The 18409-nt window shown below is 59.9% G+C and carries 17 protein-coding genes; 2 read left to right on the forward strand and 15 right to left on the reverse strand.

Annotation, left to right across the window (positions count from 1 at the left end):
• Positions 1-44 precede the first annotated feature (44 nt).
• The 12 genes from queC to QMZ05_RS02265 form a co-directional block, all read right to left on the reverse strand.
• A complete protein-coding gene (gene queC, locus QMZ05_RS02210; RefSeq protein ID WP_353699275.1) occupies positions 45-761 on the reverse strand; it encodes a 7-cyano-7-deazaguanine synthase QueC in 717 nt (238 codons plus the stop codon).
• Entirely contained in the window at positions 746-1195 is a 450-nt protein-coding gene (locus QMZ05_RS02215) for a nucleoside 2-deoxyribosyltransferase (protein ID WP_353699276.1), read from the reverse strand. Before QMZ05_RS02215 ends, queC begins: the two co-directional genes overlap by 16 nt.
• Positions 1192-2868 (reverse strand): SIR2 family protein, encoded by a 1677-nt coding sequence (locus QMZ05_RS02220; RefSeq protein ID WP_353699277.1) that lies wholly within the window; start codon positions 2866-2868, stop codon positions 1192-1194. The genes QMZ05_RS02215 and QMZ05_RS02220 overlap by 4 nt, the downstream gene beginning before the upstream one ends.
• 8 nt (positions 2869-2876) lie before the next feature.
• Positions 2877-4088, reverse strand: coding sequence for a DUF6884 domain-containing protein (locus tag QMZ05_RS02225; protein WP_353699278.1), 1212 nt, complete (start codon positions 4086-4088; stop codon positions 2877-2879).
• A gap of 377 nt (positions 4089-4465) precedes the next feature.
• Positions 4466-5491: a thiamine-phosphate kinase gene (locus QMZ05_RS02230; RefSeq protein ID WP_353699279.1), complete on the reverse strand. Its 1026-nt coding sequence runs from the start codon at positions 5489-5491 to the stop codon at positions 4466-4468.
• Positions 5488-7485 carry a hypothetical protein gene (locus tag QMZ05_RS02235; RefSeq protein WP_353699280.1) on the reverse strand — a complete coding sequence of 666 codons (1998 nt, stop codon included), beginning with the start codon at positions 7483-7485 and terminating at the stop codon, positions 5488-5490. The genes QMZ05_RS02230 and QMZ05_RS02235 overlap by 4 nt, the downstream gene beginning before the upstream one ends.
• Positions 7482-8012, reverse strand: a complete 531-nt coding sequence (gene dcd, locus QMZ05_RS02240; RefSeq protein ID WP_353699281.1) for a dCTP deaminase — start codon at positions 8010-8012, stop codon at positions 7482-7484. Before dcd (QMZ05_RS02240) ends, QMZ05_RS02235 begins: the two co-directional genes overlap by 4 nt.
• A gap of 2 nt (positions 8013-8014) precedes the next feature.
• Positions 8015-8476: a hypothetical protein gene (locus QMZ05_RS02245; RefSeq protein ID WP_353699282.1), complete on the reverse strand. Its 462-nt coding sequence runs from the start codon at positions 8474-8476 to the stop codon at positions 8015-8017.
• Between the two features lie 69 nt (positions 8477-8545).
• Complete coding sequence (dcd, locus tag QMZ05_RS02250; RefSeq protein WP_353699283.1) at positions 8546-9103, reverse strand: dCTP deaminase; 558 nt, start codon at positions 9101-9103, stop codon at positions 8546-8548.
• Positions 9104-9245: 142 nt separating this feature from the next.
• Positions 9246-9656: a LysR substrate-binding domain-containing protein gene (locus QMZ05_RS02255; protein ID WP_353699284.1), complete on the reverse strand. Its 411-nt coding sequence runs from the start codon at positions 9654-9656 to the stop codon at positions 9246-9248.
• A 120-nt stretch (positions 9657-9776) separates the two neighbouring features.
• The gene (locus tag QMZ05_RS02260) at positions 9777-13250 is read right to left on the reverse strand and encodes a DEAD/DEAH box helicase family protein (protein ID WP_353699285.1); all 3474 of its coding nucleotides are present in this window, start codon (positions 13248-13250) and stop codon (positions 9777-9779) included.
• A gap of 285 nt (positions 13251-13535) precedes the next feature.
• The gene (locus QMZ05_RS02265; protein WP_353699286.1) at positions 13536-14330 is read right to left on the reverse strand and encodes a hypothetical protein; all 795 of its coding nucleotides are present in this window, start codon (positions 14328-14330) and stop codon (positions 13536-13538) included.
• 197 nt (positions 14331-14527) lie between these two features.
• Here QMZ05_RS02265 and QMZ05_RS02270 point away from each other — a divergent pair, with 197 nt between their 5' ends.
• Both QMZ05_RS02270 and QMZ05_RS02275 read left to right on the forward strand, forming a co-directional pair.
• Entirely contained in the window at positions 14528-15445 is a 918-nt protein-coding gene (locus QMZ05_RS02270; protein ID WP_353699287.1) for an alpha/beta hydrolase, read from the forward strand.
• Positions 15442-16149 carry a LuxR C-terminal-related transcriptional regulator gene (locus tag QMZ05_RS02275; protein WP_353699288.1) on the forward strand — a complete coding sequence of 236 codons (708 nt, stop codon included), beginning with the start codon at positions 15442-15444 and terminating at the stop codon, positions 16147-16149. Before QMZ05_RS02270 ends, QMZ05_RS02275 begins: the two co-directional genes overlap by 4 nt.
• Before the next feature lie 7 nt (positions 16150-16156).
• On the opposite strand, the gene QMZ05_RS02280 is transcribed toward QMZ05_RS02275, so the two are convergent.
• The 3 genes from QMZ05_RS02280 to QMZ05_RS02290 are packed head-to-tail and all read right to left on the reverse strand — an operon-like array spanning position 16157 to position 18272.
• Positions 16157-17437, reverse strand: a complete 1281-nt coding sequence (locus QMZ05_RS02280; RefSeq protein WP_353699289.1) for a diaminobutyrate--2-oxoglutarate transaminase — start codon at positions 17435-17437, stop codon at positions 16157-16159.
• Positions 17425-17661, reverse strand: coding sequence for a hypothetical protein (locus QMZ05_RS02285; protein WP_353699290.1), 237 nt, complete (start codon positions 17659-17661; stop codon positions 17425-17427). Before QMZ05_RS02285 ends, QMZ05_RS02280 begins: the two co-directional genes overlap by 13 nt.
• Positions 17658-18272 (reverse strand): acyl-homoserine-lactone synthase, encoded by a 615-nt coding sequence (locus QMZ05_RS02290; protein WP_353699291.1) that lies wholly within the window; start codon positions 18270-18272, stop codon positions 17658-17660. Before QMZ05_RS02290 ends, QMZ05_RS02285 begins: the two co-directional genes overlap by 4 nt.
• Between the last annotated feature and the right edge of the window lie 137 nt (positions 18273-18409).

Consider the following 18409-nt stretch of genomic DNA (forward strand, 5'->3'; position numbering starts at 1 on the left):
CACAGATCGAAAAATGCTTTCCCGCCGATCCGATGAAGAAACTCTTATCCGAGAGCGCCGCCGGCCGTAAATTCCCTATGACCCTTCGAACGGAGACGGCAGGCATTGCAGTCGCCGCATCCAAAACCCCATGCGTGTTCGATGTTCCTTTGGCCTGCGTAGCAGGTGTGCGTGTCCCTTACGATAAGGTCGACGAACGTGCCTCCGCCGAGCTCTTGGGCGAGCCGCCAGACGTCAGCTTTGGTCTTGTCCATCAGCGGCGCATGAACGCGAATCTTCCGGCCGGTGTTCGCCGAGACCGCCGCCTCCATCGCGCTGACCGCCGTCTCGGTGCAGTCGGGATAACCCGAATATTCGGCCTCGCTGACGCCGCAAACCAAGTCGGAGATGCCTGTCCGGAACGCCACGATCGCCGCCATCGTCACGAAGAGCAGGTTACGGGCCGGGATGTATCTCTTTCCCGTCTCGAATTCGCCGACCGTCTCGGGGCCATTGTCGAATCGTTCGCGCCCTAATTCTCGGATGAGCTCGAGCTGCACCACATGGTCGAATGCCAGCCTGCGCTTCCATTCCGGATACTCGGCAGCGATGCGGTCAAATATGACCTTGCGTGCCTCAAGTTCGACCGCGTGCCGTTGTCCGTAACCGAAGCCGATGGTGGCGACCATGTCGAACCGCGACAGTGCCCAGGCCAGACAGGTCGTGGAATCCTGCCCGCCGGAAAACAGGACCAGCGCGGCGCTTCCTAGGACGGCTTCCATGCGACCCCCGAAAGCCATTCGGCGAGATCCTCGACCTGGCGGAATATGCGGCGCACGGCGCACTCGATCATCGGGTTGTCGCCGATCGGGAGCAGCGATCGGACGTCGGTCTTCAGCCCGACGCAGACCTTTCCTGACGCGTAAGCGTAGCCGAGCTCGAAGGAAGCCCCCTCGTCGATCGAACGGCCATCCATCACGATGACCAACACGTCGCAGCGGGTAATCGCCGCCACGTCAGCCTGGAATATCCTGCGCTTGGCCTCTTCGATCTGCATGCCCTGCTCGACGAGATCGACGAGAAGCAGACCGTCGTCCTGCGGCACGAAGACGTCCGCGGCGCCGGAAAGACGCCTTGCTATGTCGCGATTGGATGCGCGCTCGCCGTCCGAAAAGAGCGGAGCAGCGAGGTACACGCATGGTCTGTTCGAAATCATATGTTTCCGCGCGCCGCGATGACCTGCTTCAGGCGCTTGTTGAAGTCGAAGGGATCATATTTGCCGAGCAGGATAAATCTGGCGACCGTTCGGGCGACGGACGAACTGTCGTCGTGCGTCGTATCGAAGACGGAATGCTTGTGGGGACGATAGATCTCCTTCAAATGCGCCGACTGCTTGACCAGGCTGGTGGCATCGTACGAGATTCGGCCAAGGCGGCCCTTCGGTCTGCCTCGCTTGGCCATACGCTGGCTGAGCTCGTTCTTTTCTGCATCGAGGAAGATGATGTGACCGTCGGCGAAGCCGCCGCTGCTCGGTCCAGTGATCCGTCGCCTGAGTTCCTTGGCCTTGCGAAGGACTTCCTTCGGATTGTCTTGCGAAAATGCAAACAGGTCGAAGTATGCGCGATCCATCACATGCACGCCCGGACCGGCGCTCGACATCCTACTGTTCTTGCCGGCAAGTTGAGGAAATAGAAAATCGTCTACATCCTGCTGTTGATCCGGGGAAAGCAGGCTTTCCTTCTGATACATGACGGCGGGAGGTCTTCCAGACCATTCCTCGTGGGTACTGAAGCAGCGGAGCGAAGCCAAGGTCGACGATTTGCCGCCGGCGACCGGGCCTACGAGGTAATATCGACGCGAAATCTTATCGCCAGATATTCCCGCGATTTCGTCCGCGAAGCGGACCGGGTCCGTGATGTTGAGTATCCTGATCATGCTCTTCAGCTCTTCGGTGTCGAGGAAGATCGAGATCAGATTGTAGACGTTCAGGTTCACGGCCGAGATGTCGTCACGCTGTCTTTTCGTCCTGGGTTTCTTCGTCGGATCTTCCCAATAGACAATGTAGTGATGGTTCGCGGCATTGCGGTTGGCTCCGCCTCGCAACATGTTCTTCAGAGAACCGTCCGAAAGCGACGATCCGAGGATGAGAAACGTGTTGGTGGCGAATTTGGCGTTGATGAATTCGGATGCGATGGCGTTTGTCGAAAGCATGACGTCGGCGAAAGCGTCTTCCGAGAGCGTGACCGTTTCGCTCCGGCGTCGGATTTCCTCACGGGGGATATATCCGTTGATATGGTAGACCGCCGGAACCGAGCGACGGGTTTCCGGCCGCGGCTCCATCAGAATTTCCGGGCTCGGCTTGCCGGTTTCCTTCGCGTACAGGTAGGTCGCTTCGTCGACGACGTCGTCGAAATTGAAATTCACCGTGAACGACGTCTTGTAGACGAGTTCGCCGAGGTCGGAAAGATACGAGTGGCGTGCCAACAAATCGTCGAACTTCGCGGTTTGGACGTCCGCATAGAGGCACTTGTGAATCTTCGCGTACCAAGCCGAAGAGATCTGGAATTTTAGGATTCTGCGGTCCATCGACCGCTGGCGCGACTTTTCCTTCGCGGAGTGGTTCTGAAAGAGCATCTCCGTCAGGTAAGATTCCTGCAGACCGTCCTCGCGGTGGAGCTTGATCTCGTCGGCTTCGACGCCTTCCTCGGCGGCAAGTCTGTCCACGAGGGCCTTCCACCCGGGACAGCCCGCGTCCATCGACACGCCGGCGCCGAGCAACAGCGAGAGTTGACGGTGCTCATGCTGCCGTTGCCACATGTGCGTGAGCCACACCGGAAGAGATTCCTGTTTCTTCGCGGCCTTCTTCAGCGAATCGGAAATACGCGGCATCGCACTCTCTAGGTCTTTGCAGCGGGCACGGATTTGTCCATGAGCCGCCCGAGCATCTCGACGATCTTGAGGTCGGCTCGCTCGCCGACGCTACGGACGTTCCAAAGTCCGGACGTCGCGATCTCCGGCCGACTGGACCAGCGACCGAGCCAATCCTCGGAAGTCTTTTCTAGAAAAGCCCGGTCCTCGGTCATCAGCGCGATGAGGTGATGCTCCATCACGGCCCGCATGCTCGATTTTCCGGCGTTATCTTCGATCGGAATGTAGAGGACCAGCAGTCGCGACAGATAGGCCGACACTTCCCGCTCCATTCGCTCCTCGCGCTCGGTGATCGATTTCACGGCACTCTGACCCTTGCCCCAATCGGGAAACTCGTCTTGTCTGCCGTGTCGTGCGATCAATGACTGTCCGACGTGCAGCCTGAACACGGAGGCGCGATGGTTGCCGCCACCTTCGCGGGTTCCGAAGTGCGTTCGCAATCGATTGCGCAACGTCGCCTTCGAGCCCAGCGAGACGGCATGCGTGCCTATGCGCACGAGTCTGGGCAGCTTTTTCGAGAAGGACGTCGGCTCCGCGGGATCGAAGAAGAAATACACGCCTTTCGGAGGTAAGCCTCCCGCGACGATCTCGGGCAGGGTTCGACGTCCGAGGGAGCCCGACAGCCGCTCCAGTAGACCGTAAAAATCCGCGATGAACTTCTGCCTGTTGCAGATCCGGTAGGCGTTATCGAGGACGCTCAGCCGCAACCCAAGCGAGAGGCCGTCGAGCGGAAGTTCGACGCGCCGGGCGAAACGGGGCAGGTTTTCCCGCAGCGGCTCGACATAGTCGCTGCCGGCAAGCAGAAGCAGGCGCTTGCCGACGGCGAACGCGTCGTCGATCTGCCTAGCGGTGCGTTTGCCCCATTGATCGCGAAACTGCCTGTCGGCCCCCTTGAGCGTGACGTCGTAAGGGTCGATCGGCTCGTCGGGCGCTACCAGGCCGTGCTTGGCCGACAGGATGCTGAACGGCACCTGATAGGCGTCCGCCAATCGGCGCGATTTTATGAACAGCGCCGACGTGTACAGCTCGCCGGCGGGCGCCCGATGCGTCCCCTTGGTCTTGCTGCAGGAAATCAGAAGGTGGGTCTTCTTGGGATCCAGGCGTTCCAGTCGTCGGACGAGGTCCAATGCTAGAGTCGATGGCGAACTTCCATTGGACCGGGCGTCGCGTTTCGCACTCATCCGCATTTCCCTCGACACATCAGCCCCGACCGTACAGTCTGCGCTGCCCGCCCGCATGGAATCTGGCCGTAGTCAGCGGGTTTTCGACAGAAATCGCAAGATCGATTCGGCCCCACCGACCTGCCTGCAACCGCTTACATGATGCCGCCTCCCCAACTCAGCCGCCGTTTTAGCCTCTCGATGCAGCTATTCGACCTAGGGAAATCCCGGGCCTATCGGCTGGCCGAGGCAGCTTTCGCTCCCATCACCTACTGAGCCCTAGAAAATGCGTTTTCGCCTTATCTTCGGCCTTAACGCCGAAGTAGGCGGGACGACAAGACGAACCCCAACCGATCGCATCGGGTCGAAACTTTCGACTACGCCCAAAGGCAATTGGACTAACCGGAAGAGAAGTATTCCCACCCGCGCGGCGAAAACGGCTCATCCGTGCCATCGCGACTTAAATGCACTCCCTGTCCTTCGGCGACCGAGCCGACCGGCACGATCCGGGGGTGCAACGTTCGCGCGCGCTCCTGGTCCCATTTCCCGGCCAGGGTGCCTATAAGCCCGAAGTCGGCCCCCGGCCCCAGCGCCAGCGCGATCGGGTCCTCGTCGCTTTTCTCCGCGGAGCGGACAACCAAAGGGTCCAAAGGCAGTTCGTCAACGCGCACCACGAACGCGCTTCTCGATTCCGCCGCGAGTTCAGAGAGGCTCTGCCCCACGCCGTCGGTATTGTCCATACAGGACGTGCAATGGCCGGACGCCGCCAATGTACGCCCGATTTCGAACTCCGGTTCGAGGCACGAAAACTGATTTCGCAACCTGTCGACTTCCTGGAGCGACAACCAGTCGAAATCGGACGGCGACTTGCAGTATCGTAGTCCGACCGTGGTCAGTCCCGGCGGCCGGGTTACGAATATCGTGTCGTCTGGCGACGCACCGCGCCGCGGCAACCTCAATTCTTTCTCGACATAGCCGAAAGCCGTCGCCGAGAGGCTGATCTCCACGCTCGAACTCAGATCTCCGCCGGCGACGATCGCGCCGAATTGAGCGGTTAGGTCTCTCATACCGGTCGCGATATCGACAAGCGCGTGCAAGGAAAAGTTCGCCGGAAGGGCGCAGTTGAACAGCAGAGCGAGGGGGAGACCGCCGCAGGCAGCGATATCGCTCAAATTCAACAGCGCAAGGTATCGCCCCAATCCTCGGGCATCGAGCAATCCGGCCTTGTAGGCCATCAGATCGGCTGGAACCCGGTCGGTCGATAGCAGCGCCAGAGCTCCCTCGGGAACGCTCAAGGCTGCGCAGTCGTCACCTATTATTTCGTCCCCGTCCGGCGGAGCGAACAGCGGACGTAACACCGTTTCGATCAGCTTCTTTTCCCCGATCTGAGCGATAGACCAAGTTGGATCGAAGGAGATCTTCATGGCTTCTTGTGCTTTTCGATCGCCTGCAGGACGCCGACGACGGTGTTTCGAAACGCTTCCGTGGAAGCTCCTCTCAGATTGGTTTCCATGAACGGCATTTTCGAGTCACTGGTGAGCAATCCCCAAGGGAAATCGTCCTTCAAGTCCACGAACGAATCCAGCCCCATCGGTACGACCGGGACCAGCTCCCTTCTGGAGATCATCCGCGACACTTCCCCGAAGATAGGTCCCTCCACTATCGTCCGCCATTTCTTCTTATAGCCGGTCGACGCCAGCAGGATTACGGCTTCGGCCTCGTCGACAGCTTGCTCGCTATTCTTGACGGTGCTCTGCCCGTAGCCGGAGAAGTTGTTGAGAAGAACGAAATAGCGGCGCTTGAGATCGAGCAGAATGGATGCGAGGCGCGAAACGTATTCTCGGTCTTCCCATGCGAACGCGAGGAAGATCGCAGGGCCGGTGCAATCCGGGTGCTCTCTCGTATCCGGTTCGAAATCAATGCCCCCGAGCGGATCGTTCAGTTCCAACTGCGTGGTGAGTTGAGCCGAACCTTTTGCGTCGAAGAGACTCCGCCATGGGTCTTGCTTGGCGTCCGCGTTGCTCGGAACGAACCATACCATATGCTCCGGCATGGGCAGCGCGGGCCACGTGTCGGCGACGTTCGCGGCTGTATCGCCGAATCCCAACAGCTTCGAGAACGGACCGATGCAGTGCTCGAGATAAACGCCTTCGTCGAGGAGGGAGTATCTCGGACCGACTATCCGGATGCTTTCGGGAGTGTAAAGGGTGTGAGTTCGTTGGCGGTAGTCGGCGTAGGTGTCCCAATAGAAGTTCGCGGGTGTGCTGATCGGCGTCGCGAGCGGGCGGTCTTCGTTCGAGAATGCCACCCACTTGTATTCGTACCCGGTGCCTCCATCCTCGAGAATTTCCAGAGCATTGGCGTCGGCCAGGTCGAGACCCTTTTCGCGGGCGTCGTTCACGAGCGCGTCGATGAAGGGGTCGTCGACCGCCAAGAAGTTCTCGGGCGTCATTTCGTTCGGAAGCCACTTCTTCAGCAGAGTCTGGACGTGCTTTCCCTTGGGATCGAGCAACTCCTTGAGCGCCCTCCTTAACAAGATCACACGAAAGCGGTTTTCGGGCGAAAGATAGACGTTCGACCAAAGCATCGCCCTTGTCACAATGAACTCGGTTATTGGCCGGACGTGCCACAGGGCTGGGCCGCTCTGATCGTATTCCACGATTGAATCGATCAGCGCGTCGGGCGTGTGATGGACGCCTATCGTATGAAACGCATCGCGATAGACATAGTCGAGGCGGTCGGCGTCGATCGTGTTGCCGTCCAGCATCTGCCTCAAGGCGCCTAGCTCCGCGTCCGCGGTACGGCCTTTCGGAACGAGGCCCGAAATAAGGTAAGTGAGCAGATTCTTGTTGAGGCCTTCGAAATACTCTTGCGCGTATTCTTCGATCCAGATGAACGAAAGCGTGAAGGCGTCCTTGTCGGACATCTGATGAAGATCGACGTTCGCGTCTCTGAGAGCACGACGGATTCTTTCTCCGGGAGAGAATATCTTCGCCGTAGCCTTCTCGTACGGCAATTCGCCCACATCCTGAATGGCGGCGCAAATGATGAGATGCTGCTTCAGCCTCGCAGCGCCCGAATTCTTCCTGGACTTGGCGAATTGTTCGTCGCGCGTCATCGCATAAGCGCTCGGAAGCGCGCGGTCGAACAAGTCCGTCTTCTCTAGCTGCCGGATGAGTTTCCGCATGATGTGCACGGTGCCCAGCGCGTGCGAATAGCGGTTATGCGTGGCCGAAAGGAAATTTTGCGACACAAAGCCGAGCTGCTTGATGCGCCGGAGACGCTGCAGAAAGGGCGCCGAGATTATTCGGCGAACCTGGTCGCCGTTCTTGCTGTCGAAATCCGAAAGGTCGATATTGCCGTGCAGGGCATCGAACACGGCGTCGACGCCCTGGTTGGCCAATTCCGTTATCTTCATGGATCGTCACCCTCGATGTCCCTGTGGATCAACGATTCCACCGGACTGCTTTGGCCTGCGTATTTTCCTGAATATAGGACCGGCTCGCCCTTCACGCACCAGAAGGTGACCTGGCCGATCCTCATGCCCGGATAGACCTTCACCGGCAGCACGGGCGCGAGCTGAAGCGTCCATTGGTTGATCGACCCGAGATCGATGAGATCGGCGGTGACATCGATGAAGAGCCCGAGACGGCCGACGGAAGAACGTCCCCTGATGATCGGGACGTAACGGGTGCTACCCATCCGCTCCAGCGTGTTGACCAGATAGAGACGACCGGGAGCGAGAGTCATGCCGTCGGCAGGCAGCTCGAAGGCGTCGACTTCGTTGACACGTGCGGTATCGAGTACCTGGTCTCGGTATACTTTGCAGCGATTGCCCAACCTAAAATCGTAGGAATTGGGGCTCAATTGAGAGGGGTCGAAGGGATCGATCACTATCTCGCCGGAGGCGACGGCGTCCCTTATCGCTGGTCCCGAAAGAATCAATATCAGGCTCTGTGTTGCGCTTCGATCAGCTCACCATCTTTGCACCGTTCGGGTTCCGTATCACCTAGGTAACTCCCTTGGTACGGGACGCTGGGCCCCACCGACTCCCAAAAGGCGACCTGACCGAACTTCATGTAGGGATAGACGACCACGGGCTGGACGACCGAGATTTCCAGAGTCCAGCGCGAGGCGGATCCAACGTGACCCAGATCCGCGGTGGCGTTCAGAAAAATGCCGAGCCTGCCGACCGAGGAACGTCCGAGCAAGGTAATTGCGTATCGGCAGCTTGCGATGAATTCGTGTGTCGCGCCCAAATAGAGGTGTTTCGGCATCAAAAGCAGTCCGCCTTCCGGGATGCGCGTCTCCTCGGATTCGCCATCGGAACGCAATATCTTGATAGTGTCGGCCAGACGATAGTTGTAGCTGTTGGGATTCAGCTCTTCGGAGGAGAAGGGATCGATCACTATGTCGCCTAGCGACTGCGCGTGAGCTATCTCCGGGCCCGAGAGGATCATGGCATGGCGGTTCGTTGCTTAGGCGCGTTCGAACGACCGCACGACCGGAGGCGTGACCATTACCTGACCCCGATATTGAGGATTTGCCGGCTGCTGCACATTGTTCGTCAGATAGGAGAAGATGAGCATGCCGATGGCGTCGCCGGCCCGGAGCCTCACATCGTAGGGGCCGAGATTTGCGATCTCTAAGGTGATCGCCCTTGCTTCCTCATGCACGTTGTCGATCACGCTGGAGCCGCAGTGTATCATCACCCCGATTCTCGCCATCGTGCTCCGTCCATCGAGTTGAGCCAAGATATTCGGGCTCGTCTGGACTGTCTCGACCGTGGACGCCAGGATAAACTCGCGCTTTTTCAGGACATAGCCTTCGCGCGGCAATTCGAACAACTTGAAGTCGGTGCATTCGGGTGCGGCGAAGTCGACCACCTTGGCGTCGGAGGAAATGGGCATCGCGATGGTGTCCGCGAGATGGAGACGAATGCCAGCAGGCCGGATATCTTCGGCCTTTACCGCGGGGCTTATCTGGATTTCTCCGGCCTCGATCGCGTGACCAATGTCGACGTCTGCCAGATACATGAAGTCTCCTGAAGGCTGGAGGCTAGAGGAGCGGCTGACGGGTCGACCCGTCCGAATCATCTTACCACCCTAGCGGCATATCGCCACCCGCCCTCAGTCCAATTGGCCGCTTTTTCCCCGCTTTTGGCGACATCTCGTATCTTTACCTGAGCGCAACAGCGACGTTCTTGGCGCAGCGCCGCGCGGCAATCCGAAGCGTTACGGGCCCTTCAGCAGCGTCCGGCCGGGACGTGGCAAAACCCGGATTTCTATCCCGGCTCACCTTCACTCTGTAGCGAGCAAAATCCCGACGCGACGAAGGCCTGCCTCGAACCGAGTCGAATAACCGCGCCTGCATCAGGAGCCAGTCTCTGAATTGCGAAAGGAGCATCCCCAGCCTGCCTGCGTTCGTGGGATAGACGAAATAACACCCGGCATCGGTATCCATGGCCGCGTCGAAAGCGACGGCAATCCCGTCGCGATCGATGTGGGATCTGACCAGGAATTCGGGCAGCAACGTGACGCCGAGACCGGAAGCAACCGCGCTCATCAGGGCTGTGACCAGTGGTACCACGCTCCGACCATGGCGGCCGCGTCGTCAATCCCGAACTGCTCGAACCGATTGGGCCAGACGTTTGGTCGAGTCATGCTGTGCAGCGAGAGATATTTCAACAACTCGCGGGCATCGCCTAGGTCATGCTTTCTTTTGAGACCGTGGGCTTTTCCTGCGCTTCTTTGGGGCGGAAACCGTGACGTCGGCGCCGTCGTGGCAGAATATGCGCAGACGCGCGTTGCCTCGGCCGCAAGCGGTGGCGAGACCGTCGAGATACATGAGAAGCTGCCAATTCCGATTGGTCATGCCTCCCCTCACGCTTTCGGCAAGGTAATCGAGGTCCATCAGACGAGAGGCGACGATCCAGATTTCCCGCGACCAGGACCGATTGGTTACGGCTTCCTGAATGGCGGTTTCGATCTGCTTGATGTCGAGCCCTGCCGAGTTCTTGAAGACGCGTTTCAAGCCGTTCAATTTCACCTGGTTGGCCTGGACTTCGCTTTCCCAACGTTTTTCGCCGATCTTGGGAGGTAGTGACGTCGTCGAGCAGAACGCGAGCGAGGCCAGGGCCTGCCGTCCGACGACCTCGATCGCCGTGACGCTCTCCTTGTGAAGGTCGCTCGATGCCTTGGCGTGGATGATGGCCGCCGTTCTGTTCGACGTGTCGACGGCGAGAAAGTCGCCAACCTCCTGCCCATCGTCGTCGCAGACGATGAGATCGAAACGCGTAGTCGCTCTGCCGAGGTCTCCCCATTCGGGCGGCAACGGACGGCCCGCTCCGTGATCGGCCATCGCCTTGAAGAGACCGAACAACGAATCGGTCTTCCAGGAGGACCGGTCCTTGTCGTAGAGGTCTTCCCCCTTTTCGGTCAGGATGTTGGCCAGCACGGGGACGGCTACCGCGTTCTGCAATTGCATGATGGTGCCGTCCGGACGCGGCCGAAAGCCTTGCGGCTCGTAGAAATTACCGTTGGCATAGACGATGCCGCTCTTCTCCGGGATGATCCGAAACGACTGAGTTCGATTGAGAAGTTGCGTGAAGGTCGACGCCGAGCGTCGTCCGCCGGGCGTCTGCGCGAGAAACCGTGAGTCGAGATCTGGACTTCTTATGCGGTAACGCGCCGTCCGCTCGACAAACTCGACTTTGCACTGAAAGGGTTCGCCGGCGATCCGGATCTGGAAGCTGCCGTCGTCGACGTCCGCGCATAGATCGTCATGATCTGCATCAACGAGCGAGGCGCGCAAGCCCACGTCGTCAATTTCATGCAGGAAATCCGAGAAGCTGTCTCCGAGGTCCAGAAGGATGTTCTTCGCTTCCGCTTCGTCGCCGGACGGTACGGCGGCGACCCGCGCGTACCGCTCGAAGACCGGGTTCCTGACGCGCGTACCGTCCCGGAACTGGTCGGCGACGTTTCCCGCCCATTCGATGTACCGGGCAAGCTCCAGCGGTTCCGGCAAGGCGTCGCGGATCCGCGCCCGCGTAAGTCCGAGGTATCTTCCGAACCGTCCGAGAAACGCGTAAGCCGATGTGGGGACCATCGCAGGGTCGAGAAGATCGGTGAACGTGTTCTCGAATGATCGGGTGCGCGTGGCCTGGGAGCGGATCGCCCGCTCCGACATATCGAGCGAAGCCGACGATATGCGAGCGATGCGGACCGGCTTTCCGCTCGATGCCGCCGGAATCCCCCGGGCAAACTCGGTCTGGTCCATCCGTCCGAGCCCAAGCTTGCCGGCATCGAATACGATGCCGCCCGTGTCGTGGGCCAGAACGAGGTTGCCCGACCGGACCACGACGCAGACCCCCAGCTTCCACTCGGGAAAGAACTGCCTGGCAAGGAGCGGTGAGGTCTGCCACCCGTAGTAGGCCACCGCGATCGCTTCGTCGGGAAGTCCCGAGATCTCGATCGGCTTGAAGCGATCCTCGTTCAAGATCGCTTCCACGATTTCCGAACGCACGACGCCCTTGTCGAAGCCGCCTCCCAGCCGAAAAACCGCCGCACTGGCGGGAAGACGGATGTCGTCGATTTCGAGCTTTCCCTCGATCATGAACCGCGGTCTGAATTGCCCTTCGATGTATTGAATGTCGGGCATCGTCGCCAGCAGCCGGTCCGGCAACGCCGCTTCGTTGGTCACCAGATAGCGGGTGTTTCGCGCGCAATATCTCTCGAAATCAAGGTAATGGTTCCAGGACGTCTCGATCCGCGACACCATCTCGGGCGACGCCAGAACGACCGCCTCCTGCCTCGTCTTGCGGCGTTCGTCGGACGAGCGCAGCACGCGGCCGATCTGCTGGACCAGTTGGCGAGCGTTCCCGAACACGTCATATACGGCCACCGCGACGAAGGAGAAGTCGTCGACTCCTTCCAGCAGTTTCGTCTGGTGCAACCAGTAACGGACCTTCGCGTTCTCAGGAACCGACTGCGCGGCCTTCACGCTGTTGAAACGCCGCTTCAAGGGATCGTTGCGCTCGATCGCATGATGGATGGTCAACGCCGGCTCGCCGCCGACGCGCTCGATCTCGTCATGGAGCATCTCGAGCTTGGCGCGCTCGTCGGCGCGCACAATGATCTTCGGATAATCGACCCCGGGAGGAGCGACGATGGATTTCGCGGCGAGGACCAATGCTCTCGCGAATTTCGCGGCGTCCGCGCGGTGGCGCGAATTCAACTGGGCATCAGAGTTCGTGTCGTCGGTGAATTCGGAGAGCGGCGACGCCGAAGTCGTCGACGGCAGCCGCGAGAAGCCGGAGAGTGCTCCGAAGCGCGGTCTGCGGATGATGCGTTCGTGAATCGCATCGTCTATCGGCTGATTGAACACGAACCTTCCGCGAACCCGGAAGGATTTGTAGTCGTTGCGATACGGGGTCGCGCTGAAAAGCACGGTCGGAAGATCGGCATCCCGGATCGCCCTGCTCCAGGAGATCGCCGGTTCGTAGTGCCCCTCGTCCACTATGACCAGGTCAAAGGTTGCGATCAGGCGCAGGAGATCCGCAGCGCGCAGGCTTTCCGAAGTCGGCGACGGGTCGAGCGCCTTCTGCGCGTCCCGTCTGATCATGTCCATGGCCTGGAGCGTGCCGACCAGAACGAGGCGATCCTGGCTTGCGGCGGCATCGAGGATCGATCTCACCGCACTCGGCAGAAGCTTCGCGACATATGCCTGCGGGACGGGGTTGCCGGTCGCGGCGCCCTTCTCGTCGGAATAGATGGACTGATGGTCGACGGTGCAGTCCATCCGGGCCCAGAAGCCGCGCCGGACATAGCGGTATAGCTGATCGGTGAGCGCTTCTCGCGGCGTCAGAACAAGGACACGCTTGATGGCAGGCAGACAGCGGCACAGGACCGTTATGACGGCCGACTTGCCCGTACCCGTCGGCATTTTCACCAAGGCCGCTTCGTTCGCTATTCTCTCGACGGGCAGGCGTCGATCCGCGCTGAGATAGGCGGCAACCATCCCAAGGGCCGCCTCCTGTGGCTCCCAAAGCTTGCGGCGTCGGATCTTATTCGACCGCCAAAACGTGAAACCGCTCAAATGGCGAATCAGTCTGCCGTATCCGTCCGCGTCGATGCCCGATTGGTCGGTAAAAGAGGTGCCACCCCTCGCGATCAGCTCGCTCAACTTCATGTTTTCCGCCGTCGACGAAGTCAGTAAGGCCAATGGTCCAATACATGATGGCCGGGGAAGCTCTTAGCGCGGAATCGATTGCCGGCTGGCTAGGGAATACCCGAGGCTCCCCAGGTATTTCGGTAAAACCACGAGCTGCCGTCACTGGACAGGTGTAGGTTCACTGCGGTTCCCGGCGCTTCGGAAGCCTGAGGGTCGGCCATATCGAGGCCTGTTTGACCGGGACCTTGTCGGCGGTTCGTCCTGTGAAGACGATTTCGAGCGGCAATATCTTCTGCCTCAAATCCTGTTCCGAAAAGAATGGGCGCACCTTGTCGAGGTCGGGCTCACGCGGGTCCCATTGACGGTAGATTTGTTGCGCGGTCGTACCGCCCCCTCGGACCTCATGTCTTCTCCCTCGGCTATGCCGAAATAGATCACCATGTCGGCGTGACGGTGAAGCGAGTCGGTGTCGACGGCGACGGAAGGCGGTGTGCCCGAGACCTTCGCGGATTGGAGGAATGCCCAAAGTGGCAGATCGTCTTCCTGTCGGATGTGATGATGCTCGGAGCGGCCGAGCTTGCGCGCCACCGCGAGCGCTTCGCGCAGCGCCCGCGGATTCAGCCACGCGGCGAAGATCTGAGAGATGACCCTGTCGCGCTCGGGCGTGTTCCACGACAGGACATCGGCCATCAGCACCAGACACGCGCCAGCACGGTCGCGATCGCCGGATCGCCAACGCTCGACGGCAGATGCCCGTAAATACCTCGCGCGCCCGCCGGGATTTAGGCTCGAATTCGATGGCGCCGTTAGCGGCAAAAAACAGCAGCTAATCGAACCAGTATCCTTGCGTCCCTCTTCCGAACCGGGAAAGGCCCTTAGCACGTCGACGAACAGGCGTAGGGCGCTTCGGGGCATATCGCGCCGTCTGTAGCCTTCGAGAAGGTTCCCCCATCCCACCACGACGTCCTTCCGATCCGGATCGGACTTCGCCGCATCGATGACGAACTCGACGACTTCGGGCGTGACGTATGCGAGTTGCGAAAGGAGTGTCGAGGGTTCCTGCTGGCCGGCAGCGCCGCTCTCCGCGATCAACCGCTCGGCGACGAGGAATTCCTGAAAGGAAGATGACCGAAGTAGATCGTGCCGGAAGTGCCCTTCTCCACGAGACAGCCGGCGGTCAATTCACGTCGCAAGCCGGTCTCGTCGTAGTCGAACGTGTCCCGGCCCAATGCCGAGAGCCGAAGACGAATCCAACTTCGAAGGGCTCCGACTAGGGACATCCCTAGCGGATGATCGGCGCCTTTCGACGAAGAATGCTGCGAGGTGAACCGATTCGGGAAAGCGATGGCGTGAACGGCAGCGGGACGCGTTCTTGGGTCGAACGGCACCTCTCGATCGGAGGCGATAGGCTGGCCTACATCCGAACGGGTGGTGAGCGCGGTTCCGTGCTGCTCGTTCACGGCAATTCGTCCTGCAAAGAGATTTTCGAGCATCAAGTTTCCTACCTTGCCGATCTCGGTTACGACGTCGTCGCGCCCGATCTTCCGGGCCACGGCAACTCCGACGATGCTTGCGATCCGGCCCGTACCTACAGCTTCCCCGGATATGCGGACATCTTGTCGAACCTCATGGAGCAACTCGGAGTAGGTACCTACCACGTCGTCGGTTGGTCCCTCGGAGGCCATATCGGGATAGAGATGTGGGCTACGCGCGAAGCGGTCCGCTCCCTGCTCATCACGGGGACCCCTCCGGTCAGATTGAGTCCCGCCGGCGCGGCCGAAGGCTTTCTTCCATCGCCCACGATGGATCTTGCCGGCAAGGCCTGCTTCTCCGAAGCCGACGTTCAGGCTTACGGGAGCGCCATGTTGGGAACGAGCATCGACCCGGCGTCTCGTTTGGCATGGTGCATCGCGCGGACCCATGGGGAAGCCAGGCGGCTGATGCTGGAGAACGGCCTCGCAGGCTTGGGACAGGACGAGGTCGCCGCCGTAGCGAATTGCCCGAAGCCGTTGGCGATCGTGCAGGGGAAAAACGATCCTTTCGTGTACGTTCCGTACCTTCATCGCTTGACGTACAATAACTTATGGTTGAACAATCCTATAATTGTGAACGCTGGCCATGCTCCGCATTGGGTGCAGGCATCAGAGTTCAATCATTACTTGGGAGAATTCATTGAATTGACCTCTGGCAGCGGGGGAGCTGCATGATTGCATTTATAGAAGATTTCATTTCATCGTCCGGCTCGGTCACTTCCGCAGAAGCACTTCGCGATCTTTATCTCGACGCCGTCGAGAGCGAAGGATATCAGAACGCCGTTTTCGCCAGGACCCGGGACCGTCGGGTGGTCGATATTCCTTGGATGAGGTTTCCGAACGGTTATGCCGATCGATACGTCACCAGCGGCTGGGATCAGATCGATCCGGTAGTCCAGTTCGTGCATTCCGCGCGACGGCCGTTCGCGTGGAGCGACGCCTGCGGCAAGACGAAGCTGTCTCAACGCCAGAAGGCTTTTCTAGCGGATTGCCGCGACATGGGCGTGCATTCCGGCATCACGATCCCTCTGCACGGACCCGGCACTGACGTCGATCTCATCAGCATCAGCTTGAGGGACGAAAGGGGCGCGCCTCCCAACCGACTCGCGATGATCTACGGGCTGACCTTCCAGTACCGACTTCGATTGAGCGAGCTGAACAACGAGAAACTCTCGTCCGGCCAGGATCTGACTGCCAAGGAAATCGAATGTCTGAAGTGGTGCAAGGAAGGCAAGACCAATTGGGAGATCGGAGAGATCCTTTCGATTTCCGAGAAGACGGTCGAATTCCACCTCTCGAACACGATCCGGAAGCTGGGGGTCAGCAACCGCATCACAGCCGTGGTTAAGGGGATTCAGACCGGCATCATATCGATCTAGCAGGCTCTTACGCCGCCTTCATTCCGATCCTTGGCGCGCAGACGGTCTCGATCGTGGCATGAAGACGCCGGAGGCCGTCTGCGAATTGAACCACGTCGATGTTCAGCGGCGCGAAGACCTTGATCACCTGATCGTCAGGCCCGCAGGTCTCGATGAGAAGCCGACGCTCACGAGCGCCGGCCGCAACCGCGGCGGCACATGTCGGATCCTTGAACTCGAGGCCTGCCATCATCCCAATTCCCTTGTGTCGGTCTATCGCTTGCGGAAAGGCTGAGACCATTTCGAGCAGCCAGCGATCGAGGATGGCGGACCGAATGGAGATTCCCGAAACGAAATCCGGGTCGGTGAAATGACCGACGGCCTTGGTCGCGGCCACGAAGGCCAGGCTGTTGCCGCGAAAAGTGCCGCTGTGCTCGCCGGGAATCCACGTATCGAACTTGGGCGCCACGAGCAACAACGCCATGGGCAATCCCATCCCACTGATCGACTTGGAGAGGCATACGAGATCAGGGACGATGCCGCTGCGTTCAAAGCTGAAGAACCGGCCCGTGCGTGCGCAACCGGCCTGCACGTCGTCGACGATCAACAACGCTCCGAGGTCGGTCGCGATCCGTCTCAACCTCTGCAGCCAGGCGTCAGAGGCGACGTTCAGCCCTCCTTCCCCTTGCACCGCTTCAACGATGATCGCCGCAATCGGATCGATGCCTCCCGACGGATCGGAAGCCATTGCGGCGAATCGCTCCAGCTCTCCGATGCCCGCCTCCCGATACCCTTCAAAAGGCAGTCTCACGATACCATCCAAATGCCCTTCGAGACCGCGCCGCGCCTTCCGCGACCCCGTCGCAGAAAGTGCCCCCATCGACATGCCGTGAAATGCATTGGTGAAAGCGACGATCGTACGCCTACCTGTATGCTTCCTCGAAAGCTTGATCGCGGCTTCGACGCAGTTTGCGCCGGTCGGGCCGGTGAACTGCATCAGATGAGGAAGCTTTCTCGGCGCGAGGACATGGTCGTGGAAGCACTGGATGAACTTGCATTTGGCGGCCGTATGGAAATCGAGCGCGTTTCCGATGCCGTCCGCCTCCAGATAGCGGATCAGCGCGGCCTTGATGCCGGGAGGATTGTGGCCGAGGTTCAGGGAGCCGCACCCTGACAGGAAATCCGTAAACTCGTTTCCTTGGGCGTCCCAGACGCTGGCCCCTCTCGCCGTTACGAACATGTTCGGCGTTTGCCGGCAATAGTATCGTACCTGGGATTCCAGGTCGTCGAAGTTGCTCATTTGGTCCATAGGCGGGCTCCTCGTGCTCTGCGGACGACGCCTATCTCCGGGCTGCGTACCGTCGAGGCCGAAGCGGCTTCCTCTTGAAGCTTGTTCCGGACGGAGAGCAGGTCCTTCGATATCGCGGCCAACCCGGCCTTGCTCGCGACGGAGCTTAGATAGAGGATCGCATCCGCCATTCTCGCGGCCACCACCGCCGGCGTATCCTCTTCCTCCGAAAGATCCGCGCTCATGCGGCTCTCTCGACGAATTCTCCGGTCCGCAGCTGGACCCGACCTATGCCGTACTTTGCGCAGTGATGATCCGGTCGCAAGCACTGGCTGGGCACGAAGAATGCCCGCTCGACCTCACCCTCGACCACCGCCGGATCGCCCAGCCACTCGATGCCTCGTCTGACGAAATGGCTGAGCAGATGCGCTCTCGTCACTCCGATAACGCCCTTCGCTCGCGAGTTCTGCAGGTGATCCGAAACCGCGCAAAGCAGCTCGGGCATGATCGAGCGGCGCTCCGCGGGAGCGACTGACTTATCCACGCAGACCCTCGTCATCTCCCAAACATCGGTGCCTGCCGGAAGGGTACCACGGACGAGCTCCGGCCAGTAGTTCTGCAGCATATAGGGGCGGTCGGTTCTGAGAAGTCGGATCAGGCCCCGTACGACGCGTTCGTGATCGCGCCGGACGAAATACATCGCAGCGGGAGTATCGAATTCGTCGAACTCCAAATCGTCGTGGTGCGTATGCGGCAGTCCCCGCTGCTCGACGAACACCCGATATCGCAGCCGCGCTTGGGACGCCATCGCATCCTGAAAAAGATGAGCGGTCGCAAGGGAGAACGCTTCGATCATCCGGACCTCCGCAGCGCTGCGTGATCCTACAAAGCAGTTCGGAACGATTCGACGTACTGGGAATGTCCCTAGGAAGGACCGATCACGGCAGCTCCCTGCAGTCGGCGAAGCTGGCCAACTCCATTTCAGTCCATTGC

Source organism: Bradyrhizobium sp. INPA03-11B, from assembly GCF_040446015.1.
GTDB classification, from domain to species: domain Bacteria; phylum Pseudomonadota; class Alphaproteobacteria; order Rhizobiales; family Xanthobacteraceae; genus Bradyrhizobium; species Bradyrhizobium macuxiense_A.